The following is a 22,898-nucleotide window of genomic DNA, read 5'->3' on the forward strand; positions in this document are numbered from 1 at the left end:
CAGGATTTGTTGTTAGCGGCAACTTATTCGCTGACCGTCTTCACCGGCAGGGCCGATCGGAGTAACCCGGACCACTCGCGCTGGTGGTCCGGTCGAGGCGGCGCGCGCCTCGGCTCACGGACCGGCGAATCGACTGGGGTCGCTGGGCGGGCCGTTGAGAATGAGATCCGCCGCGCGGGCGAGGACCTGTTCACGAGTCCGGCCGTGATGGTCCGCGGCGAGGAAGTGGCTGCCGATGGCCGCACAGAAGGCGAGCAGGGCACGGGCTTCGACCTCGTCGGAGGAGGCACAGAAGGTGCTGATCCCGTCGCGGGCCAGCTGCATGCGCCGGTTGTCCACGCGCCGCAGGCGTTCGGCCACGGCCTCGTCACGTCGAGCCCAGTCACGAACGGCAAGGTCGATGGGCAGCAGCCGGCCACCGGAGAAAGTGAGCCGACCGGCCAGCCGGACCTTGTCCCGCGCATCGCACCCCTCCCGCTCGACGCGAGCGAGGATCTCGTCGACACTTTCGTACTCCCAGGCTTCCAGCATCGCCTCCAGCAGGGCCGCACGGTCGGCGAAGTAGCCGTAGAATCCGCCTTTGGTCACGCCGAGCGCCTTGGCCAGAGCCTCGACACGCACGGCGTCCACTCCACCCTCGGCGAGGGCCCGCAAACCTTCTTCGATCCACTTCTCACGCGGTGTGCGCAATGCGCCCATGCCGTGGCCCACCTCACCTCTCCACTGGTTGTACGCCGCCGTATAACCGGTCTAACCTGAACTTATACGCCACCGTATAACATGGGCTGGGGAGTTGACATGATCAAATGGGCAGGCTGGCTCATAACGCTGTTCGGCGCGGCGCACACCTTGGGCGCCCTCACGGTGATGAAAGCCGCTCGCCATGCCGGCACGTGGTTCAGCGGGACATTGTGGAGGGACGACCTCGCCGCCATGAACCCCGCGAACAGCGCCTTCTGGCTGAGCGCGGCCAGCTTCGGCGTGCCGCTCGTCCTGGTCGGCCTGACCGTGCTGTGGCTGGACCGGCGGGGCATCACACCGCCCTTGTTCATCGCGTGGGCATTGGGGATCTGGACCCTGCTCATCGCCGCGGTCCTCCTTTTCACGCCCTGGCCGATCCTCCTGGTCGCGACCGTTCTGCTGCTGCTCGGAATCCGCCGCGGCACCCGCCCTGGCGACCCAGCCCCGGCCCACGCCGGACGATGACGGGATCCGGCCCCGCCGCGAGATGCGACGGGGCCGGATCAGGGCTTTCGTGGGATCAGCCGACCGGACGCGGCTTCAGGTTCACCTCCACCGTGTTGCCGGGACCGGAGGCGACACCGCTGACGATGTCGTTGAGGAATCCACAACCCTGCAGCGGCGGCAGGGTGTAGGAGCCGGTGAGCTTGCCACCGGCCAGCGGGTCGAAGCCGGCCTTCGACTGGAGCGGGATCTGGGCGGGCGTCTTCGTCTGGCAGGCCGGGCTCGCCGAGACCGGGAAGCCGAAGACGCTGATCCGCGGCAGCTTGACCGTCACCGCCGAGGTCGACTTGAGCACCCCGTCGGCCAGGGTTCCCGTGGTCTTGCCCGCCGAAGCGAACTCGATCTTCGCCTTGACCGGGACGAACCCCCAGAGCGTGAGGTTCGCGCTCGTCGGGTTCAGCGTCAGGTCGGCGTCGAAGGTCCCGTTCGCCAGCGTGATCGCGGCGTTGATGCCGCCGCGCAGGTCGATCGGGCCCGCGAGCTTCTTCAGCTGCGTCTTGCCGGTCAGGTCGTAGCTGTACTTGACGACCGGGGAGGTGTTCGGCTGGGTCTTCGCCGTGACCGGCGTGCTGGCGGCCGACTTGTTCCCCGCGGCGTCCTTGGCGACGACGGTGAACGAATACTCCGTGTCGGCCGTGAGACCGTCCACGATCACGGAGGTGCCGGTCACCGACTTCACCAGCGCGGAGCCGTTGTAGACGTCGTACCCGGTGACACCGACGTTGTCCGTCGCGGCATCCCACTCGAGGCTCACGCTGGTCTGCGTGGTTCCCGTGGAGCGCGGGTTGCCCGGCACGCTGGGAGCCACCACGTCGGGCGCGGCCTGCGTCCGGACGGTGACGGCGGCGCTCGGAGTCGAGAGGTTGCCCGCCGCGTCCTTCGCGACCACGGTGAACGAATACTCGGTGTCCGGCGCGAGACCGTCCACAGTGGCCGAAGTCCCCGTCACCGACTTCACCAGCGTGGTGCCGTTGTAGACGTCATAGCCGGTGACACCGACGTTGTCCGTCGCCGCGGTCCACTCAAGGCTCACGCTGGTCTGCGTGGTCCCGGTGGAGCGCGGGTTGCCCGGCGCGACGGGCGCCTGGGTGTCGGGCGCGGCCTGCGTCCGCGCCGTCGCGGCGGCACTGGGCGCCGAAGCGTTGCCCGCCGCGTCCTTCGCGACCACGGTGAACGAATACTCGGTGTCCGGCGCGAGACCGTCCACAGTGGCCGAAGTCCCCGTCACCGACTTCACCAGCGTGGTGCCGTTGTAGACGTCATAGCCGGTGACACCGACGTTGTCGCTCGACGCGTTCCAGGACAGCGCGACACTGGACTGGGTGACGTCTGTCGTGGCGAGACCAGCCGGAACGCTGGGCGCTTCGGTGTCGGGGACCGTGGCGGTCCGGGCGGTCACCGCCGCGCTGGGCTCCGACCTGTTGCCCGCCGCGTCCTTCGCGACGACGGTGAAGGTGTACTCGGTGTCGGCGGCGAGACCGTCGACGGTGGCGTTGGTTTCCGTCACCGACTTCACCAGGGTGCCGCCGTTGTACACGTCGTACCCGGTGACACCGACGTTGTCACTCGACGCGTCCCACGCCAGGCCGACGCTGGAGGCCGAGGTACCGGTGGAGTGCAGGTTGCCCGGCACACCGGGAGCCTGCGTGTCGGGCGCGGCCTGCGTCCGCGCCGTGACCGCGGCACTGGCGGCCGAAGCGTTGCCCGCTGCGTCCTTCGCGACCACTGTGAAGGTGTACTCGGTGTCGGCCGTCAGACCGTCGATCGTGGCCTGCGGTTCCGTGACCGACTTGACGACCTCGGTGCCCTTCAAGACGTCGTAGCCCGTGACACCGACGTTGTCACTCGACGCGTCCCAGGCCAGCGTCACGCTGGTCTGGGTGGATCCGGTCGAGTGCACGTTCGCGGGTGTGGTCGGCGCCTGCGTGTCCGGGGCCTTCGCGGTCCGGGCGGTGGCAGGCGCGGTGGCGGGCGAGACGTTGCCCGCCGCGTCCTTCGCCTTGACCGTGAACGAGTACTCCGTGTCCGGGGTGAGACCGTCGATCATGGCCGACGTCCCGGTCACGGACTTGACGAGGTTCGCACCCTCGTAGACGTCGTAGCCGGTCACGCCGACCTCATCGGTGGCGGCGCCCCATGACAACGCGACGCTGTTCTGGGTGACTTCGCCGACTGTCACCGCACCGGGAGCCGAGGGCGGGGTCGTGTCCGCGGCCGCGGTGACGGTGAAGGTGTGCAGCACGTTGGCCTGGCCGTTCGCGGGAGTACAGTCCGCGACGAAGGTGCCGAGGCCGGTCTCCGCGCCGGAAGCCGTCAACGGCGTCATGGTGAGCACCAGATCGTGCACCGAAAGCGTCGCCGTCCCCGGCTTGTCGAACCGCAACGACGGCGCCGCACCGCTCGCGTTGACGATCAGGTCGTTGCCCGTCGGTGGGATCGGCTGCAGTGGGACGGCTGTCGGCACGCCGACCGCGAGATGTCCCTGCGGGCTGGAGACCAGCGAGGTGGCCAGCGCCGATCCCTTGATCTTCTCGGCGCCGACGAGCCGGAGCCCTTCGGTCGCGGTCTTGCCCGCGTTGGAGACGGCCGTGATGTCGATCCTGGGCGTGAACTGGCCGACCGGGATCGTGTCGGGCAGCGTAGCGTTGATGTCGACCGTGACGTCCTGGTTCCCGATCAACGGGAACGGGCAGCTGTAGACCTGCCGCAGCGGCGGGTGGTTCCCTGTGCCGACAACGGCTTCCGGGGTGACCGGCGAGCCGGTCACCGTGTAGGTCTGCAGGACGGTCTCGGCCCCGGCCGCCAGTGTGCAGTCCGAAGTGAAGGTGCCGAGACCGGTCGGGGTGCCGTCGGCCTTCAGCGGGGTCATCACCAGCTGGAGGCCGGTCACCGCGAGCGACGCGGTGCCCGGCTGATCGAACCTCAGCGCGGGCGCGCTGCCCGTCGCGTTGACGACGAGATCGTTGCCCGCGGGCGGGATGGGCTGGTTCGGCACGTCGGAGTCGACCTTCACCGTCATCGTGCCCTGGCTGCCGGGCATCGTCACGGTCGAAGTCGCCTTCGCGGTGCCCTTGATGGACTCGGCGCCGACGAGACGAAGGCCTTCCGTCGCCGTCTTGCCCGCGTTGGACACGGCGGTGATCTCGATGGCGGGAGTCAGTTTGCCGGTCTCGATCGTCGAAGGCTGAGTGGTCTTGATGGTGACCGAGACGTTCTGATCACCGATCAACGGGAATGGACACGAGTAATTCTGCGTGAGCTCACCCGGAGCCGCGGCACTGGTGCCCGACCCTATCGCGAGTCCCAGTGCCACCAAGGCCGCCGTGCTGACGACGGCGATGCCCCCAGTGGCCAGTCTTCGACTACGTCTTCTGTGTTTCACAGGTACCTCTCCAACACATGGACCACGCCCGCCGAAACCACCGGACAAACGATTAATGCCCGCTTTCGCGGGCTCTTCCCAGCGGGCGCGTGCACATATTCACGGGTATGCCACAGGGAATTAACACACCCGCGCGGCACGCCAGGCAAGCAAAATCACAGAGCCCGCGCGACCATTCTTCGTCTTTGTCATGCGCGGTCGATTCACCGTTCGCGAATCTGTCAGCCACGACCCCAAAACGTCCGCCGCCATCTCGGCGAGGGTGGTTACTGGCCAACATGGCCGCGATCAGGTCAAGGGAGAGGGGCCGCTCCCCCGGCTTCGCCCGCTCACTTGGCCGCGCGCCAGGGCGGCACCCAGCCGAGCCGTTTGCAGACCGGGTCGGGGTCGGTCAGGCTCCGGCGGTCGGAGAGGTTCGCCGACCGCGGTCCGAGGATCTGCATTCTGTCGACGACGGGCTCGCACATGGCGCGCCTCCGCGCGGAGATCCGTTCGCGAACCTGGTCGGCGCTCTGCACGCGGGTTTCGAGACGGCGCGCGGCCAGTGCGAACATCCCGGCGACCACCGCCGCGGAGACCGATGCGACCGCTGCGATCACGGCGACGACGATGGCGGACATGTGGTCGATCCAACCATGGATCGGCGGCGGGACACCGGCCGTCGCGTCAGGTGGTCGCGTCGATCGGCTCCCGGATCGCGGCGATGCCCCTGGCCACCCGGTACGGCGACTCCGTGCCCACGGAGATGCGGACATACCGGTCGCACGACTCTCCGTACGCGATGCCCGCCACCACGCTGACCGCGCTTTCCCGCAGCATTTCATGAACCTACGAGGAAATCGAAATCGCCCATGCGGCAACGGCATCACGCCACGAGGCGGCCACCAGGACACTCGAAGACGCCGATGCCCCGCGGCGAAGGCCTTCGAGCCTTTCGCGGCGGGGCGGGAAGACCAGCGCCTGGCCCGAGCAGTCTCGGCGCGTCGAGCATGTCATCCGGTACCGACGAACCACACTTGATCATCGCGACGTTCTCTCCGCGTTCTCGCCCGCCGCGTTGCAGCGAGGCAGCGGATTCGGGCCACCATTGTCCGGATACAGGTGCCACGACGTGATCCGACACCAAGACCGTTCCGAAGCCGACGTGAACGCCAAGCCGAATGCCCGTTCCGGCTCACGGATAGGAGCCGGGAGTGCATGCCCCGTTGGCCCAGTCCCTGAAGTTGACGCCGGTGAAGTAGATCCGCTTCAGGCACAGGCCGGATTTGGGTTCAGGTGCCGGCCAACCTTGCCCGCACGAATTCGGTCCTGGCACGGGCACGAAATCCCCAGACGTCGCTACGGAGTCCTCTACCGCGCCTGACCTCGCCAGCACCATACAAAGGTTGTAGTCAGGGAGGTCGAAGGGTGCGTCATAGACCTGATCGGGAGGTCGTCCGGTCCACTGTGTAGTGGCCAGGAGGTAGACGTCCTGCGGATTCAAGATCGTGCCACTGGGGATCTGGGCGAGCATGAACATTTCCGGCCCGTGGCGAACCAGCACGCTACGGCCACCGATGTCGACCGGGACGGAGTGACGATTTCCGATTTCGATGAACTCGCCGTACGGCGGACCGGCGGCAGAGATTTCGTGCAGGTGCCCGCCGAGTGGCTGCGCTTGCCTGTCAGGCATTGCCGGGGTCGAGGCGCCGGCGGTACCTGGCGCGAGCAGCATGACGCAGGCCACGGCAAGTGCGGCATATGCGCGTCCCATGACAGAACCCCCTAGATCTTCGGCACCCACGTGCCTTTCATCGATCAACTCTCGCGGACACTTTGATCCGGTGCGCCTGAACCGTTCCGGTACCTCGGGAAAGACTGGCGCCAAATCCAGTGAGCGTTCAGAAAACCGACAAGCATAGAGGCCATGTTCCGGGCCATCCTCAAACCCCTGGCCCCGGCGCCGGTCTCGGTGTGGTCCGGGTCGACGACCCCGAGCGGCTCCGCGAGATGTTCGCCTTCACCCGCGACACCAAGGCGCCCGTGGACGCGGACGATCCTCTGCTCACCGACTCGACGTTCACCGCGATACTGCGGGACACCCACACCGCGCTGAGCTTGCGGGACGGCTGGACGCACACCGAGTACATGCTGACCGGCGACCGGCGTCGCCCCCCGGCATCCTCGCCGGCGGCGCGGCGTGCGGTCACGATCTGGACGTGCGCCCCACCAGGTGGCGAGTGGCCGGGATCCGTTTCTGCTACGTCGACCGGCGCGACACGGCCATCGCGTCGAGTCCCCGGCGACGCTACCGTCCACAGTGGACCAAGCGGTCGACGTCGCCCGGCCCGGCGCCGTGGTGCCCCCTCCACCGAAGGGAACGGTCTGGGGCCGCGTCGCCTACGTCACCGCTGTCGCCGATCCGCTCGGCGAATGCGCAAGGACGCTCGATGCCGCCCAGGCGTCGCCGCGCATCACCACCGCGTGTTCAGAGGACTGAGGATCTCGCCCAGGACGCGACGCGCGTCCACGGCTTCCTCGTCGGCGCGGCCCCTCGTCCGAGCGCAGGTGACCAGCGTCTTCCACAGCGCCCAACCGCGCCCTCGCGCCCACGTCGCACTGTCGACCGAAAGTCGTTCGCGGAACGCCTCCCGGCCGTCGGCGGTCAGCAACGTCCAGGCGATGGCCATGTCACAGGACGGATCGCCGACGCCGCAGGTGCCGAAGTCGATGACGGCCGCCAGTTCCCCGCCGTCGAGCAGGAGATTCCCCGGCGCGATGTCGCCGTGGAACCACCGGTCCGCACCGTCCCAAGGGGTACGCAGCGCGGTCTTCCAGCTCTCGCGGGCCGAGCCGACGTCGATCTCGCCGTCCAGCGCCGAGAGCGCGCGCTCGGCCAGTGTGTCGTAGGTGCGCAGGGTGGCTCCACGGAACCAGTTGTGCTTACCTGGCTGAGGACCGTCGGCGATATCGACGTTCCGCAACGCCGCGAGGAAACCGGACAGGTCGAGAGCGAACCGGACCGGGTCGGAAATACGGTCCGCGCTCGCGGGCTCACCGTCAAGCCACCGGTAGATCGACCACGGGAAGGGATAGCCAGCGCCGGGGCGCCCCTTCGCCAGCGGGACAGGAACAGGAAGCGGGAGCCTGGGAGCCAGCACCGGAAGCCAATGCTGTTCCTTGTCCACCGCCAAGGCGTACTCGGCGGCGCTCGGCAGCCGCGCCACCATTGCGTCGCCGAGACGGAAAGTGAAGTTGTCCCAACCGGACCCGGCCACAGGCCGGACCGGAAGACCGGCCCACTCCGGGAACTGCTCGCCGATCAACCGGCGCACCTGCGCCACGTCGACGGTGATCCGCCGCGGCATCGGACCGAGATCCGGCGTGCTGCTCAAGACGACTTCCTTGCTCGATGGGCTCCCCACCAAGTCTCGTCATGCCGTCCAGCGGATATTCGGCGGACTCGGGCCCGGCGGATCACGGTCGCGCCGGCCGGGTCGCGGCCCGGCCGGCGCGACCGGCAGCGTGTCGTCCGTGCACACACGTGATCAGGCGGACGGCACGCTCATCGAACGGACTCACAGGACAGCGCTTAGCCGAGTGTCCAGTACACCGCGTGGGACTTCCCGGCGGCGTTCGAGGCGACTCCGACGACGCGGCCGTTGTCGGTGATCCGATATCCCTGGCCGCGGGTGCCGCCGGGCAGCGTGCCGAGCTGCCTGCGTTCCCCGTTCCGGAACCAGACCGTCGCCTGACTCCGGAAAGTGCCGGCCACGGTGCCCTGCGCGTTGACCGCTTCGGCCTCAGCGCCGAGACCGTCGTCGGGCAGGGCGGCGACGTGGCCGTCGAGGTCCCAGATCAGGGCCGATCGGCGAGGCGGGTTGAGGTACCCGGAACCGACGACGTAACCGGTGGGGCCGATCCCGTAGATCCAGACCGAGTGGGGGCTGGGCCAGTCCATGGGATGGATCACGCCGTCCCGATCCCACTTCGCCGGGACAGGGGGCCCGCTGCTGGTCTCACGCAGGACTCCGGCGGCCACGCCGTCCTTGTTGATCCGGCCCGCCCCACTGCTCACGCCCTGCGGCGCCAGCTCGGTGATCGGCCCGCCGTTCACCCACCGCACGGCTTGGTTCGCCGCGGAGCGGACGGCGCTTCCGGCTATGATGGTGCCGTCGCCGGAGATGCCCTCGGTCATGCTCCAGGTCTCGCCGGGCAACGTGCCCAGGTCGGTGGCCGCGCCACCCGAGTCCCAGCGGAACCCGTGGAACTGGTTGTCCGGCGTCAGCCAGTTCCCGATAACGACGCCGGTGTCGCTGATCGCCCACGCGGTGGCGTTGTGATAGCCGGGCGGAAGCTGCAGCGAGGTCGCCTGGCCCGCGGCGTCCCAGCGAACCGGCACGGCGGTGGTCGCGGTCAACACGTAACCGGCGGACGCCCCGTGACTGTTGATGTCGCGCACCTGTCCCTCGGTGCCGCCTGGCGTGGGCAGCGCCATGATCCGGCCGTCGGCGTCCCAGCGAACCGGATGGCTGCGTTTCGGGGTCGGGCCCGCCAACGACAGCCCGACCATCTCCCCTTCCTCGTTGACCGCGAGGACCGTACTCTCGTCGTCCCCGGGCAACGTACCGAGATCCACCGGCCCCACCGGGGTGGCCCGCGCGGTCCCCGTCACCGCGCCGGTGACCACGACAAGAGCCGCTACCAGCGAAAGCACCCGTCTTCGCGCAACTGGCACACAATTCCTCATCACGATGACTCCCCAATCTCGATCCAGTGGCGTGCGATGTGCGGACCCCCGGTGCGACAGTAGTGCACTCCCTTCACGAATAGCTTCCACGGCGATCGCTTTCCACACGAACAGCCGACTGGTTCCGTCTCAAGGTCGTTCCTCTGACCGACGCGAATATTGACAATCGAGCTCCCGTCTCGCCGAAACCCAGCACATTCGTGACACAAGAAGGGCGGGATACCCGGAAAACGTCGTCGGGAAATACAAAAGACCGACAGCATGATTCCGGTCGGCGACCCGCCCGTTCCCGAAGCAGTGAACCCATATCGGAAATCGAGCACCGCCGTGACACGCCACGAGGAAACAAATTTTTCCGTCTGCCAGGCGTAACCTTCGGCAATGCGTCGTACGGTTTGCCGACGATCGCCGTGGACGGGCCCGCCGACGAGGCGGCCGCCCGCCAGGCCCGGAGCAGGTACTCGCCCGCCGGACTCGCCGAGATATTGAGGGGTAGGGCAAAGGTGGCATGTTGCGAAAGCCTCTTTCGCAACGTCGTGGCGGCAGGGGTGGGCGGTCGTTCCAGGTGGTCGGCGCGTGAAGGCCCCTTCACGTACTTCATTCAGGCGATCTGAGCGGTGCCGCGGTGGGCTGGTGCGGGTGTGTCGACCGTCGGGTTCGAGTGGCACCGCCTTGATCAACGGAGGATGGGGGACGTTGAGCGTCCCGGATCTTCCGTTGAGCAAGGTCCGGGACGGGGGTCACCTCGCGTCGATGAAGGAATCGGGACGTTGAGTGTCCTGATTCCTTCATCAACGGTCCCGATACCCGCGGGGATCGTCGCCCTCCTGCGGGTCAGCAGCAGGTAGGCGAACACCGGCCCGTTCCAACCGTCCTTAACACTCACGAGCCCTCGCCACCTAAGCCACCTTTGCCCTACCCCTCAACAACACCCGGCCGGGGGTGCTGGAGACCATGATCTCCGCGTTGCACGGCGAGAGGTCAACGTCATCGCGACCATCGGCCGCGACCGGGAGCGGTTCGGAGCGCGGCCCGCCGGGGTGCGTATCGAGAACTTCTTTCGCCAACGACGAATACTGCCGTATGTCGACGTGCCGCTGGTGGTCTCACCGCTGGCCAGTTCGACATGGCCGCCCGGATCGCCGCGATGCCGGAACCGCCTCCGTCCTGGATCAGCTGCCGAAGCACGCGAACCTTCCCTGAAGCCGTCAGGTGCTCGCGCCGAGCCTGTCCCCCTGCACGAGTTCGGCGAGGAGCGCGGACTGTTCCCGCCGGTAAGCCTCGACGTTCGCGAGTTTGATGTCTTCGTATCCGCGAACGAGATCGGGCAGCTCGGCCAAGGCGAGGATCCGGCCGCGATCGGCGCCTTCGGTGTTGAAGGCGGTGAGGACCGTGTCGCGGTATTGGGTGATGAGTTCCCGTTCCACCTTCCGGACCTGTGCTTTGCCGAACGGGTCCCAGCGGGTGCCGCGCAGCTTCCGCGCTGCACGTAGTGCGACGAACACCGGGCGGAACTTCGGGCCGAGTGCGATCTTCCGTTTCATGCCCAGCGCGCGCAGGAAGGGCGGGTGCAGGCGGTAGGCGTAGCGGCTGCCCACGCCGAACTCCGCCTCGATCCCGGCGAGCACGGCCGGGTCGAGCGAGAGCCGCGCGACCTCGTACTCGTCCTTGTAGGCCATCAGTTTGTGCAGATTGCGGGCCACCGCTTCGGTGACGGCGGTCGTATCCCCTTCCAGGACCCGGACTTGTTCGACGAACTCGGCGTACTCCCGCGCGTACCGCACGTTCTGATACCGGACGAGTTCGGGGACGCGGATGTCGAGCAGCCGCGCGAGTTCCGAACCCGGCTCGGCGTGGACGAGCGCGCGGGCACGCAGCGCGGCGGTCGACGGGGCGGGGGTCGCGGCGACGGTGGGCGGGGCGACGGTGGCGTGCAGGGTGGCGGGGTCGGCGACGAGTTGCCTGCCGCGCCGGAACGCCTGGAGGTTGCCCGCGACCGCGACCCCGTTGAGCTCGATCGCGCGCTCCACGCTCGCCGCGTCCAGCGGGATCGCACCGGTCTGATAGGCGGCGCCGAGCTGGAGGATGTTGGCGAACTGGTCGTCGTCGAACAGGGTTTCCGCCAGCGCCCGCGCGTCGAGCGCCACCGTCCGCGCCGCGCTGTCGGAGATCGCCCCGCGCACGGCCGCCGCGTCGGGAAACGACACGGTGGTGTCGACGACCATCCGGCCGGTCGGGACCTCGGTCGTGGAGACCACCGCGATGGTCCGGCCGGGATCGGTCACCGACAGATGCGCCGGGTCGGCGCCGACGAGGACGTCACAGGCCAGGTAGAGATCGCATTCCCCGGCCGCGAGTTTCGGCGCCTGCGGCACCGGCTCGGTGGTGATCTTCAGATCCGAGACGACAGCACCGCCCTTCTGCGCCAGCCCGGTCATGTCCAGGGTCCGGACCTGCTTGCCCTCGATCACCGCCGCGGTGGCGAGGATCTGCGCGACGGTGACCACGCCGGTCCCGCCGACCCCGGTGATCCGCACCGTGACATCAGTGCCGCCGGTGGTCTGCGGTTGGGGCAGTTCCGCGGCGGTGATCTCCCCTGGCTTGCGGTGCTGTTTCCGGCCGGTCGGTATCACCGTCATGAACGACGGGCAGTCCCCCGCCAGGCACGAGTAGTCCACGTTGCAGGACGACTGGTGGATCGCGGTCTTGCGGCCGAACTCCGTGGCGACCGGCTGCACCGACAGGCAGTTCGATTTCTCGCCGCAGTCGCCGCAGCCTTCGCAGACGCGTTCGTTGATGACGACTTTGGTGGCCGGGGTGGCCAGCTTCCCCCGACGTCGTTTGCGGCGCTTCTCCGCCGCGCATTCCTGATCGTGGATGAGCACCGTGACCCCGGGAACGCGAGCCAGTTCCTCCTGCGTGCTCAGCACTTCGTCGCGATGCCGGACCTCGACACCGTCGGGCAGCCGCACCCGGCGGAACCGGTCTGGCTCGTCGCTGGTGATGACCACCCTCGCCACACCCTCCACCAGCAGCAGCGACGCCAGCCGGTCCACCGGCAGCCCGCCGACCGCGTCCTGACCCCCGGTCATCGCGACGGTCGCGTTGTAGAGGATCTTGTAGGTGATGTTCACCCCCGCGGCCACCGCCGCCCGCACCGCGAGACTGCCCGAATGGGTGAACGTGCCGTCACCGATGTTCTGCACGAAATGCGAGGCCGCCACGAACGGCTCCATCCCCAGCCACTGCGCCCCCTCACCACCCATCTGCGTCAGCCCGACCACATCCCCGACCTGCTCCGGCTCCATCAACAACGCCATCGCATGACAACCGATACCGCCGCCCACCACGGTCCCCTCGGGCACCTTGGTCGAGGAGTTGTGCGGGCAACCGGAACAGAAATACGGCGTCCTGGCCAGCAACGGCACCGAAATCCGCTCACGACGACGACGCTGCCGCCACGCCGTCACCGACGGGATCTCATGATGCTCACCCAACCGCCCGGCCAGCACCCTGGCGACGGCGTCCGGGTCGAGCTCACCGAGTTCGGTGCACAGGGTGCGGCCGTCCGGGCCGGTCTTGCCGTACACCGGCGGCGCGCCGACAGTGCCGTACAGGATTTCCTTGATCGCCGACTCCACGAAGGAACGCTTCTCCTCCACCACGACGATCTCGCTCAGTCCGCCGGCGAACCGGCGGACGATCGACGGTTCCAACGGATGAATGACGCCGAGTTTGAGGATCCGGATCCCGTGCCGGGACAACGCTTCGGAGTCCAAGCCGAGCAGCCGCAACGCTTGCATGAGGTCCAAATAGGACTTCCCGGCGGTGACGATGCCGATGCGGTCGGCGGGTCCTTCCTGGACGATCCGGTTCACCCCGCTCGCGCGCACGTATTCGACGGCCAGCGGCAGCCGTTCGGTGTACAGGCTGCGTTCAAGCGCCATCAACGTGGTGCCGAGCAGCCGGGAACTGGGCTTGTGCCGGTACGCGGGCAGCGCCAGCTCCGGCGCCGTCCACCGGGGGCGGACGTGGGCGGTGGACGCGGCGTCGGCCACGTTCGCCACCAGCTTCATCGACGACCACAGACCACTCGCCCTCGACAACTCCACGGCGTGCAGCCCGAAATCCAGCACGTCCTGCGAATCCGACGGAAAGAACACCGGCATCGCCAGGTCGGCCAGCGCGAGCTCAGACGCACACGGCACCGACGACGACTTCGCGTTCGGATCATCACCCACCAGCGCCACCGCACCACCCGCCGGATCCGTGCCCGCGAGATTCGCGTGCCGCAAAGCATCCGTCGCCCGATCCAGGCCAGGAGCCTTGCCGTACCAGAACCCGGTCACCCCACCCAGCGACGACCCCACCGACGACGTCAGCTGACTCCCCATCACCGCCGTCGCGGCCAGCTCCTCGTTCAAACCAGGGCGGTGCACGACGTCATGCTTCTCGAGCAGGACGGAGCGGCGGCCGAGCTCGAGGTCGTATCCGGCCAGCGGGGATCCCTCGTAGCCGGAGACGAACACGGCGGGCGAGGCCCCGGCGGCGCGGTCATGCCGCACCCGGTCGAACAACATCCGCACCAGGGCCTGGACACCGCTGAGATAGACGGTGCCGTCCTCCCGCAGATACCGGTCCTCCAACGTGAACTGCTCCACCAGACCTGCCTCCTTCGGCACCCCCGCGCGACGTCACGACAGGAGACCCGACCTCGCGGGCCGCCGCAACAGGCGGCAGTCTATTGGCGCCCGGCACGCAAAAAATCCGGCCCATCTTCTCCGGTGGCCGATATCTGTTGCGTCTGCGTACCATCCTGGCTTATGGCGGACCAGCTCATCGACGAGACCGATCGCGAGATCCTCGAACTGTTGCGGGAGGACGCCCGGCGCACGCTGGGCGACATCGGGGCCCGTGTCACGCTGTCGACCGCGGCCGTCAAACGCCGCATCGACCGCATGCAGGAGAATGGCGTCATCGTCGGCTACACCGTCCAGATCGACCACGCCAAACTCGGCTGGGCCATCGAGGCGTTCACCGAGCTGCGGTTCACCGGTACCACCAAGGTCGGCGAGATCGTCCGCACCACCACCCGGATGCCCGAGGCCCAGGCGGTGTTCACCATCGCCGGCGACCCCGACGCGCTCGTCTGGCTGCGGGTGCGGGACATGGGCCACCTGCAGCAGACCATCGACGAGATCCGGCGACACCACCAGGTGACGGGCACGAAGACGCTGATGGTGCTGGACTCCTGGACGCGGGGGCAGCAGTGGCCCCACCCGGAACACCCGTGATCCCAGCCGGAAGACACGGCCCCAGCGTGTTCGCCCTCCAATCACGCGAGTTCCGTCTTCAAACACGCGAGTCGCGCCAAAGCCACGGCGCCGGTCAGTCCCGTGGGCCGGGTTTCGTGCTCCCCCGCATCAACCGGTCCCCCGTTCGCGCGAGGTACTCGCCGAATTCCGCCGGTTCCTCCACCGTGAACCCGATGTCGGTGAGCAAGAGGACGACGGCCAGCCACTCGAAGGAGTCGACATGGGCGACATACCGGCACCTGTCGTCGCCCAGGGCTTCGAAACTCCCGTCGATCCGATGCAGACGGGCGGCGGCCTCCTCCGCGCCGACGTCCAGGGTCAGCGTGATCCGGAGCGATTTCGGGCTGTGAAAGCGTTCCTGTAGGTGGGCCGCGACGTCGTCGACCGGGAGCTCACGCGGCTCGAACGCCACGTCCGTCGTCCTCGGCCCGGCGATCCGGTCGAGCCGGAAGCTCCGCCAATCCCGCCTGCCGAGGTCCCACGCGTACAGGTACCACCGTCTGCCGAGCTGGACGAGGCGCATCGGCTCGACCGTCCTTGACGACGGGCCGCCCTTCGCCGTGTACGCGAATTCGAGGCATCGACGAGCCGCGATCGCCGCGGCGAGGACGTTCAGGACGTCTTGGGTGACCCGCGGCTGTTCACCGCTCCCGAACTCGACCGCTGCGAGCATTTCGTCGGTCCGCCTGCGCAGCGCCGCCGGCAGGACACGCCCGAGTTTCGCGGCGGCGCGGTCCGCCGATTCGGCGGTCAAGTCGACGCCGGTGCCGCCCGCCGCGGCGAGCCGCAGCCCGAGCACGGTGGCGATCGCCTCGTCGTGTTCCAGCATGAGCGGCGGCAGCGCGCTTCCCGCGACGAGCCGGTAGTTGCCGCCAGGGCCGCGGCTGCTCTCCACCGGATAGCCCAGACCGCGAAGGTGGTCGATGTCCCGGCGAAGCGTGCGCGGCGGGACTTCCATGGCCGTCGCGAGTTCGGCGGCGGGCCACGCCCGGCCGGACTGCAGGAGGGACAACAGCCGCAGCATCCGTTCCCGTGGTGCCGTCACGACGCCTCCCGTAATTGTGGCCGAAAACCGGCCACATCTCATCGTAGCCTCGGTTCATGGCGAAAGTTCAAGCAGACCGTGGCCGGTGGATCGCGGTGGAAGGTGCCCGGACGCACAACCTCCGCGACGTTTCGGTGCGGGTGCCGAAACACCGGCTGACGGTCTTCACCGGTGTATCCGGGTCCGGGAAGTCGTCGCTGGCCTTCGACACGATCGCGGCCGAAGCCGAACGCCTGGTCACCGGGAGCTATCCCGCCTTCGTGCGGAACCGGCTGCCCCAGCATCCGCCCGCCGACGTCGACCGGATCGACGGGCTGGTCTTCACCACGATCGTCGATCAGCGGCGGTTCACCGGCAACGCGCGGTCCACCGTCGGCACGGCGAGCGACATCGCGCCACTGCTGCGTCTGCTCTTCTCCCGCGTCGGCGAACCGAACGCCGGATTCTCGCCCGCCTACTCGTTCAACGATCCGGTCGGGATGTGCCCGCGCTGCGAAGGGCTCGGCGTGGTCGACGAAATCGATCTCGACCGGCTGCTCGACCGCTCGCTGAGCCTGCGCGAAGGGGCCGTGCGGTTCCCGACGTTCGCCCCCGGGACCTACCGGTGGAAACGGCTCGTCCACTCCGGACTCGTCGACCCCGATGTCCCGTTGGAACAATTGCCGTCGGCGAAGGTCGAAACGCTGCTGCACGCCGAAGGACTCCCCCTCGACTCCCCTGGCTCCGACTACCCCAAGCACGGTCTCTTCGACGGTATCGTCCCGCGGTTGCGCGACACGTACCTGCGCAAGACCCCCTCACGACTCACCGCCGAGGAACAGGAAGGGCTCGCCGGAGTCGTCACCCGCGGCGTCTGCCCGGAGTGCGCGGGAACCCGCCTGTCCGACGCTGCGCGCGGCAGTCTGATCGACGGACGGTCCATCGCGGACTGGTCGGCGCTGCCGGTCGGCGAATTGCGAGACGTCGTCGCGAAAGTGTGCGATCCGTCGGTGGCGCCGCTGCTGCGGGCGATCCGGGAACGCCTCGACGCCCTGGACTCGGTCGGTCTCGGCTACCTGAGCCTGTCCCGCGAGTCGAGGACGCTGTCCGGCGGCGAGGCCCAGCGCGTCAAGATCGTCCGCCATCTCGGCAGCGCGCTCAGCGACGTCTGTTACGTGTTCGACGAGCCCAGTACCGGCCTGCACCCGCACGACGTGCACCGTCTCCTCGAACTGCTGGCCAAGCTCCGCGACGCGCACAACACGATCCTCGTGGTCGAGCACCATCCCGCGGTCATCGCGGCCGCGGATCACGTCATCGACCTCGGGCCCGGCGGTGGTGACGGCGGAGGGCGGATCCAGTTCGAAGGCAGTCCCGGCGAACTCATCGCGGCGGGCACCGAGACCGTGCGGATTCTCGGTACCCCGCTTCACTTCCGGCAGCGGACGCGCACCGCGCGCGGCGCCGTGACGATCTCCGGCGCCCGCAGCCACAACCTGCGTGACGTCACCGTCGACGTGCCGCTCGGCGTCCTGACCGTCGTCTCGGGTGTCGCCGGTTCCGGCAAGAGCACCCTGATCACGGGTGAACTTCCCCGGCAGCATCCCGATTTCGCCGTCGTCGACCAGGCCCCGCTGCGCGGTGGCATCCGGTCCACACCCGCCACGGTGCTGGGCGTCGCCGAACCCATTCGCGAAACGTTCGGCAAGGCCACCGGGAAAAATCCGTCGTGGTTCAGCGCCAACGGCCGCGGCGCGTGCCCGGTCTGCAAGGGGAAGGGCGTCATCATCACCGATCTGGCCTTCCTCGACGACGTCCAGACCGGCTGTGACGCCTGCGGCGGCACCCGGTTCAACCCGGACGCGCTCGCCGCGCGCTTGAACGGCCGGACCATCGCCGACGTCCTGGCGATGAACCCGGCGGACGCCGCCGCCCTGTTCGGCGAGCGGTCCGCCACCGGCAGGCGGTTGCGCTGGCTGGACCGGGTCGGGCTCGGCTACCTGACCATCGGACAGAGCCTCGACACCTTGTCCGGCGGCGAACGGCAACGGCTGCTGCTCGCCCGCCATCTCGCCGACGCCGGCCCCGCGGAAGAACTGCGCCTGGTGCTCGACGAACCCACCGCCGGACTGCACGGCAGCGACGTCGACCGGTTGCTCGCCCTCTGCGACGAACTCGTCGACGGCGGCGCGACACTCGTCCTGATCGAACACGACCAACGGGTGATCGCGCACGCCGACCACGTCATCGACATCGGGCCGGGCGCGGGAGCCGACGGCGGGACAGTGGTGTTCGAGGGCACGCCGTCGGCACTGGCCGAGGACTCCGCGTCGATCACCGGGCGTCATCTGCGAACGCGTTCCCGGCGCCGGACGGCGCCGGGAACACCCACCCGCCCGGGAACAGTTCCCGGGCGAGCGCGATGATTCCCCATCGGGCTTTGCCCGGCACGCCGGTACCGAACAGTTCTTCGCTCGATCCCGTGTGATCTAGGCGACCAGCTCGCACTCCTGGTTCGCCTTCATCGCCTGGTCGAGCCGGGCACCTTGCCGGTCTCGACCGCGGGCACGTGCGTAACCAGGTCGACCCCGCTCAGGTCGAGGGCGGCCTTGGCGTATTTCACCCGCCCCTCGGCGGCAGGGTGCGGTACTCGGTCACTTTCCCCTGGAGTTCCCGGGAGAAGGCGAGCTCTGTCGTACCCCTAGGCCAGGCTGTAGACGACCAACCGCATGTCCTTGACCGCACCGCAGTACCCGCCCACCCAGGAGACCAACGCCGGATCCGGGCTGCTCGAAGACGGCGAGCGCCACGATCACCCGAATGCACGCTGTCATCCGGCTCTTCCTCCGGCAGACCGTAAAGCTGCGCGGCGGGACCCGTCCCGGCGGGAGGACGAAATGACCTGGTCGGCTACGACACCGAAAAGAACCGGTTCGCTCTCACCTGGCTTCCTCCCTGTCGACGATCCTGGTGAGGAAATACTGCTGTCCCAGCGTCCACACGTTGGTGGCCAGGAAGTACAGCAGCACCCCGATCGGCACCGGGAAGAACGCTCCCGAGACCAGCATGCCGATCGGCGCCAGGTACATCATCAGCTTGGTGATCCCCGCCGCCTCGGGGGCGGTCGCGGTCTGCCGGGTGAGTCCCGAGCGCATCGAGAAGAACGTGGCCAGGCTCGCGATCAGCATCAGCGGCACCCCGACGGCGATCATGTGGACGTGATCCGTGCCGAACGCGGCCAGCTCCCCCGCCGGTTGGGAAAGCCAGTTGCCGAGCTTCGCGCCGAAGAGGTCGGCGTTCAAGAACGACCGCACCCCGGCGTCGTCGAACACGTGGTTCGACTGCGCGCCCGGGGTGAAGTCGCGCAAAACCCAGTACAGGGAAAGGAACACCGGCAGCTGGATCAGCGCCGGGAGACAACCGCCCAGCGGGTTCGCACCGGTTTCGGCGTGCAGTTTCCGGATCTCTTTCGTCATCCGCTGGCGATCCTTCCCGTACTTGTCCTTGATCTCCCGCATCCGCGGAGCCAGCGCCTGCATGCGGCGGCCCGCGCGCAGCGCGGCGAGGGCAGGTTTGACCAGCAGCAGGCGCAGGGTGAAGACGAGGAAAACGATGGACAGCACCCAGGCCACACCGGAGTCGGGACTCGAAAAGACGCCGAAAACCTTGTGCCAGAACCAGAGAATGGCGGAAACGGGGTACAGGAAGACATCGAACATGACCAGGTCACTCCGTCGGTCGAAGGGGTATGGGCAGGAGTGACTGCCTCACCTTCGGACGGAAGGTCAGGCAGTCGCGATGCCCAGTGACGGAGCTCGGGGCCGGACGCGGCCACGCGCGTCGGGATCGCGCAGGCTCAGGAACAGCTGCGCGCGTTCGCGCAGGCTGATGGCGCGCACCCGCATCGCGGCGGCGGCCGGTTCCAGGCGGAAGTGCGCCGCCAGCGCGAGCAGGACGGCGGCGAGGGACGCGGTCAGGGCGGCGGCCAGGCCCAGCGGGTTGATCCCGCCGACGACCGGGAGCACGACGAACAACCCGGGCAGGAACAGCGCAAGCACCAGCTTGAGCCGCACGCCGAAGTAGGTTCGCTCCACGTCACCGACACTACCGGAGATATCGCGTTGCGTGATTCCCGGCGGCGCGGGCAGTCTGTCGAAATGGGTCACGTCGAGGTCGCGCACGTCGAGTACCACCTGCCCGACGGACGACTGCTTCTCGACGATGTCTCGTTCCGGGTCGGGGAGGGCAGCGTCTGCGCGCTCGTCGGCGCCAACGGGGCGGGCAAAACGACGTTGCTGCGGCTGATCTCGGGGGAACTGTCTCCCAGCAGCGGCTCGGTGACCATCAGCGGCGGGCTCGGGGTGATGCCTCAGTTCGTCGGCTCCGTGCGGGACGAACGGACGGTGCGGGATCTGCTCGTGTCGGTGTCGCCGGAAGCGCTCCGCGCCGCCGCCCGCGCGGTCGACGAGACCGAACTCGCCTTGATGGAACGCGACGACGAAGCGAACCAGATGGCGTACGCGCAGGCGCTCGGCGATTGGGGCGACGCTCGCGGCTACGAAGCCGAAGTCGTGTGGGACAAGTGCACGACGGCGGCGCTCAACCTGCCGTACGAGAAGGCGCGCTGGCGCGAGGTGCGCACGCTGTCCGGCGGCGAACAGAAGCGGCTGGTGCTGGAGGCGCTGCTTCTCGGCGGATCCGGCGTCCTCCTGCTCGACGAGCCGGACAACTACCTCGACGTCCCCGGCAAGCAGTGGCTGGAAGAGCGGCTGCGTGAGACCCAGAAGACCGTGCTGTTCGTTTCGCACGACCGGGAGCTTCTCGCGCGGGCCGCGAACAAGATCATCAGCGTCGAACCCGGGCCCGCCGGCGGCGACGTCTGGGTGCACGGAGGCGGCTTCGGCGGCTACCACCAGGCCCGCGCGGAACGCTTCGAACGCCTCGAGGAACTCCGTCGCCGCTGGGACGAAAAGCATGCCCGGCTCAAGAAACTCGTGGCCGACATGCGGCAGTACGCCGCGCGCAGCGACGAGATGGCGTCGCGGTATCACGCCGCGCAGACACGTCTGCGGAAGTTCGAGGAGGCCGGAGCGCCCGCCGCTCCCCCGCGCGAACAGAAGATCACGATGCGCCTGCGCGGCGGCCGGACCGGTGTCCGCGCCGTCACCTGCGAAGGGCTCGAACTCCGCGGCCTGATGAAACCCTTCGATCTGGAGGTCTTCTACGGCGAACGGGTCGCGGTGCTCGGTTCGAACGGCTCCGGCAAATCACATTTCCTGCGACTGCTGGCAGGCGAGGACGTCGCGCACGACGGACTGTGGAAACTCGGTGCCCGCGTCGTCCCCGGCCACTTCGCGCAGACGCACGCCCATCCCGAACTGCTCGGGCACACGCTTGTCGACATCCTCTGGACCGGCTACGCGCGAAGCCGCGGTCCCGCGATGAACATTTTGCGGCGCTACGAACTCGACGGCCAGGGCGACCAGCGGTTCGAGAAGCTGTCCGGCGGCCAGCAGGCGCGGTTCCAGATCCTGCTGCTGGAGATCGGCGGCGCGACGATCCTGCTCCTGGACGAACCGACCGACAACCTCGACCTCGCCTCGGCGGAAGCGCTGCAGCAGGCGTTGGAAGCCTACGAAGGCACCACGATCGCGGTGACGCACGACCGGTGGTTCGCGCGCTCCTTCGATCGGTACCTCGTGTTCGGCTCGGACGGACACGTACGCGAAACCGCGGAACCGGTGTGGGACGAGCGGCCTGTGCAACGCGCCCGGTGACACACTCGGGCCAGGAAAGGCGACACACCCGCGGGAGATGCGCCCAGCGGTTCCGCCGTGTGTTTGAATGCCGCCGCACCGCGTGCCGACACCCGAGTGCCCGCATCGTCCCCAGGCTGGAGTTCTCGTGAAGGCCGCTGCAATCCCCTTCGCCATCGCGGCCTTGTGCTGCGCGGCGTTCCTCGTGAGCTTCCTGCGCGACCGACGCCGGCTGCGGAACGGCTTTTACCTCTTCTTCGCGCTGCTGTTCCTCGGCGTGACCTTCATCGCGCTGCTCGCCTCGGTGTCGCCCGAGGCGGCGGGGTTCGTCGCGGTCGGCGTGATCCTGATGATCATCCCGACGGTTCTGGCGCTCACGGTCTTCCTGATCTGCAACGGGATCACCATGCTCCGCCGCGAGGGACGGCGGCTGGCCAACGTCCTCTCGCTGCTGACGGGGCTCGGCATCTGCGCGCTGATCGTCTTCAACGCGACGGTCACGCAACTCGCCTGGGAGCCGCTCGACATCGTCCGGGGCATCCTGAACGGAATCGTCGTCTACTTCTCGTTCCTCTTCGTCTGCTTCCTCCTGTACTCGGTCGTCTACGGCCGCATCCGCACCGAAAAGGGCGTGGACTTCGTCGTGGTGCTGGGTTCGGGCCTGCTGGACGGGCACCGGGTGCCGCCGCTGCTGGCGGGCCGCCTGAACCGGGCCAAACGCGTCATCGACGCCGAAGCCCGGCGCGGCCGGGAGCCGATGGTGGTCACCTCGGGCGGGCAAGGACCCGACGAGGACCTGCCGGAGTCCCATGCCATGGCGGGCTACCTGGTCGAAAACGGACTGCCGAGGGAGCGGATCCTCCTCGAAGACCGCTCGCGGACGACCTTCGAGAACCTCACCTTCAGCACCGAGATCATGAAGCAGCGGAAGGCGGACTACCGATGCACGGTGGTCACGAACAACTTCCACGTGCTCCGCGCCGCCCTCATCGCCCGCCGCGCCAAGGTGAACGGTCAGGTCATCGGATCGCCGACGGCCTGGTACTTCTGGCCGAGCGCCACCCTTCGCGAATTCGTGGCCATCCTGGTGGACCACAAGTACAAGAACCTGGTCTTCTGCGGGCTCATCGTGCTTTCGCAGGTCTCCCGTGCCTTTTCGTGAGTGGGTACCGTGTCTCAGGTACGTACTGCCAGGTCTCGTGAGTGGTAAGGACGGTTATTGAGGGAAAGGTCAAATGTGGCGTTCCGGAGTTGGCGGCAGGAGCGGGACTCGCCGACCAGGCACCTTTCCAACTGTTCATAACGGACTTTTTCCACGGTGACAGCGTCCGACTTGGGTTATTTGCACGGTTCGGCGAGGGGGTCGTGGGGGGGGGTTTTGGGTTTTCCCCCCAAACCCCCCCCCCACCCCCCCCCTCACCCCCCCCCCCTCGAAACCACCCCCACA

At 68.2% G+C, this 22,898-nt stretch carries 17 protein-coding genes; 6 read left to right on the plus strand and 11 right to left on the minus strand.

Annotated features, from left to right (window positions below; all coding sequences use genetic code 11):
* Positions 1 to 114 precede the first annotated feature (114 nt).
* Positions 115 to 699 (minus strand): TetR/AcrR family transcriptional regulator, encoded by a 585-nt coding sequence (locus AC0685_RS06540; RefSeq protein WP_478224645.1) that lies wholly within the window; start codon positions 697 to 699, stop codon positions 115 to 117.
* A 99-nt stretch (positions 700 to 798) separates the two neighbouring features.
* On the opposite strand from AC0685_RS06540, the gene AC0685_RS06545 reads away from it, so the two are divergent.
* On the plus strand, positions 799 to 1,206 hold the full coding sequence (locus AC0685_RS06545; protein ID WP_478224646.1) for a DUF6463 family protein: 408 nt from the start codon (positions 799 to 801) through the stop codon (positions 1,204 to 1,206).
* A 55-nt stretch (positions 1,207 to 1,261) separates the two neighbouring features.
* On the opposite strand, the gene AC0685_RS06550 is transcribed toward AC0685_RS06545, so the two are convergent.
* The 4 genes from AC0685_RS06550 to AC0685_RS06565 form a co-directional block, all read right to left on the minus strand.
* Positions 1,262 to 4,558, minus strand: coding sequence for a fibronectin type III domain-containing protein (locus AC0685_RS06550; RefSeq protein WP_478224647.1), 3,297 nt, complete (start codon positions 4,556 to 4,558; stop codon positions 1,262 to 1,264).
* 398 nt (positions 4,559 to 4,956) lie between these two features.
* Positions 4,957 to 5,247: a hypothetical protein gene (locus tag AC0685_RS06555; RefSeq protein WP_478224648.1), complete on the minus strand. Its 291-nt coding sequence runs from the start codon at positions 5,245 to 5,247 to the stop codon at positions 4,957 to 4,959.
* Positions 5,248 to 5,293: 46 nt separating this feature from the next.
* Positions 5,294 to 5,446, minus strand: a complete 153-nt coding sequence (locus AC0685_RS06560) for a hypothetical protein (RefSeq protein WP_478224649.1) — start codon at positions 5,444 to 5,446, stop codon at positions 5,294 to 5,296.
* 355 nt (positions 5,447 to 5,801) lie between these two features.
* Positions 5,802 to 6,380, minus strand: a complete 579-nt coding sequence (locus AC0685_RS06565) for a hypothetical protein (RefSeq protein WP_478224650.1) — start codon at positions 6,378 to 6,380, stop codon at positions 5,802 to 5,804.
* Positions 6,381 to 6,926: 546 nt separating this feature from the next.
* Between AC0685_RS06565 and AC0685_RS06570 the strand changes: the two genes are divergently transcribed.
* Positions 6,927 to 7,106, plus strand: coding sequence for a hypothetical protein (locus AC0685_RS06570; RefSeq protein WP_478224651.1), 180 nt, complete (start codon positions 6,927 to 6,929; stop codon positions 7,104 to 7,106).
* Here the strand turns inward: AC0685_RS06570 and AC0685_RS06575 are convergent.
* From AC0685_RS06575 to AC0685_RS06585, 3 genes are all read right to left on the minus strand, one after another.
* Positions 7,081 to 7,974: an aminoglycoside phosphotransferase family protein gene (locus AC0685_RS06575; RefSeq protein WP_478224895.1), complete on the minus strand. Its 894-nt coding sequence runs from the start codon at positions 7,972 to 7,974 to the stop codon at positions 7,081 to 7,083. The genes AC0685_RS06570 and AC0685_RS06575 overlap by 26 nt on opposite strands.
* 224 nt (positions 7,975 to 8,198) lie before the next feature.
* The gene (locus AC0685_RS06580) at positions 8,199 to 9,323 is read right to left on the minus strand and encodes an HAF repeat-containing protein (protein WP_478224652.1); all 1,125 of its coding nucleotides are present in this window, start codon (positions 9,321 to 9,323) and stop codon (positions 8,199 to 8,201) included.
* Between the two features lie 1,241 nt (positions 9,324 to 10,564).
* On the minus strand, positions 10,565 to 14,017 hold the full coding sequence (locus AC0685_RS06585) for an indolepyruvate ferredoxin oxidoreductase family protein (RefSeq protein ID WP_478224653.1): 3,453 nt from the start codon (positions 14,015 to 14,017) through the stop codon (positions 10,565 to 10,567).
* A 162-nt stretch (positions 14,018 to 14,179) separates the two neighbouring features.
* Here AC0685_RS06585 and AC0685_RS06590 point away from each other — a divergent pair, with 162 nt between their 5' ends.
* A complete protein-coding gene (locus AC0685_RS06590; protein WP_340688386.1) occupies positions 14,180 to 14,650 on the plus strand; it encodes an Lrp/AsnC family transcriptional regulator in 471 nt (156 codons plus the stop codon).
* A 94-nt stretch (positions 14,651 to 14,744) separates the two neighbouring features.
* Here the strand turns inward: AC0685_RS06590 and AC0685_RS06595 are convergent, their stop codons facing one another.
* A complete protein-coding gene (locus AC0685_RS06595) occupies positions 14,745 to 15,716 on the minus strand; it encodes a helix-turn-helix transcriptional regulator (RefSeq protein ID WP_478224654.1) in 972 nt (323 codons plus the stop codon).
* 56 nt (positions 15,717 to 15,772) lie between these two features.
* Here AC0685_RS06595 and AC0685_RS06600 point away from each other — a divergent pair, with 56 nt between their 5' ends.
* A complete protein-coding gene (locus AC0685_RS06600; RefSeq protein ID WP_478224655.1) occupies positions 15,773 to 18,121 on the plus strand; it encodes an excinuclease ABC subunit UvrA in 2,349 nt (782 codons plus the stop codon).
* A gap of 513 nt (positions 18,122 to 18,634) precedes the next feature.
* Here the strand turns inward: AC0685_RS06600 and yidC are convergent.
* Together yidC and AC0685_RS06610 are read right to left on the minus strand one after the other, a co-directional pair.
* The gene (yidC, locus tag AC0685_RS06605) at positions 18,635 to 19,414 is read right to left on the minus strand and encodes a membrane protein insertase YidC (RefSeq protein ID WP_478224656.1); all 780 of its coding nucleotides are present in this window, start codon (positions 19,412 to 19,414) and stop codon (positions 18,635 to 18,637) included.
* Positions 19,415 to 19,480: 66 nt separating this feature from the next.
* On the minus strand, positions 19,481 to 19,789 hold the full coding sequence (locus AC0685_RS06610; RefSeq protein WP_478224657.1) for a DUF6412 domain-containing protein: 309 nt from the start codon (positions 19,787 to 19,789) through the stop codon (positions 19,481 to 19,483).
* 63 nt (positions 19,790 to 19,852) lie between these two features.
* Between AC0685_RS06610 and AC0685_RS06615 the strand changes: the two genes are divergently transcribed.
* Both AC0685_RS06615 and AC0685_RS06620 read left to right on the plus strand, forming a co-directional pair.
* A complete protein-coding gene (locus AC0685_RS06615) occupies positions 19,853 to 21,472 on the plus strand; it encodes an ABC-F family ATP-binding cassette domain-containing protein (protein ID WP_478224658.1) in 1,620 nt (539 codons plus the stop codon).
* 127 nt (positions 21,473 to 21,599) lie between these two features.
* Complete coding sequence (locus AC0685_RS06620) at positions 21,600 to 22,613, plus strand: YdcF family protein (protein WP_478224659.1); 1,014 nt, start codon at positions 21,600 to 21,602, stop codon at positions 22,611 to 22,613.
* The last annotated feature ends 285 nt before the right edge of the window (positions 22,614 to 22,898 follow it).

Source organism: Amycolatopsis sp. NPDC043889 (assembly GCF_056435645.1).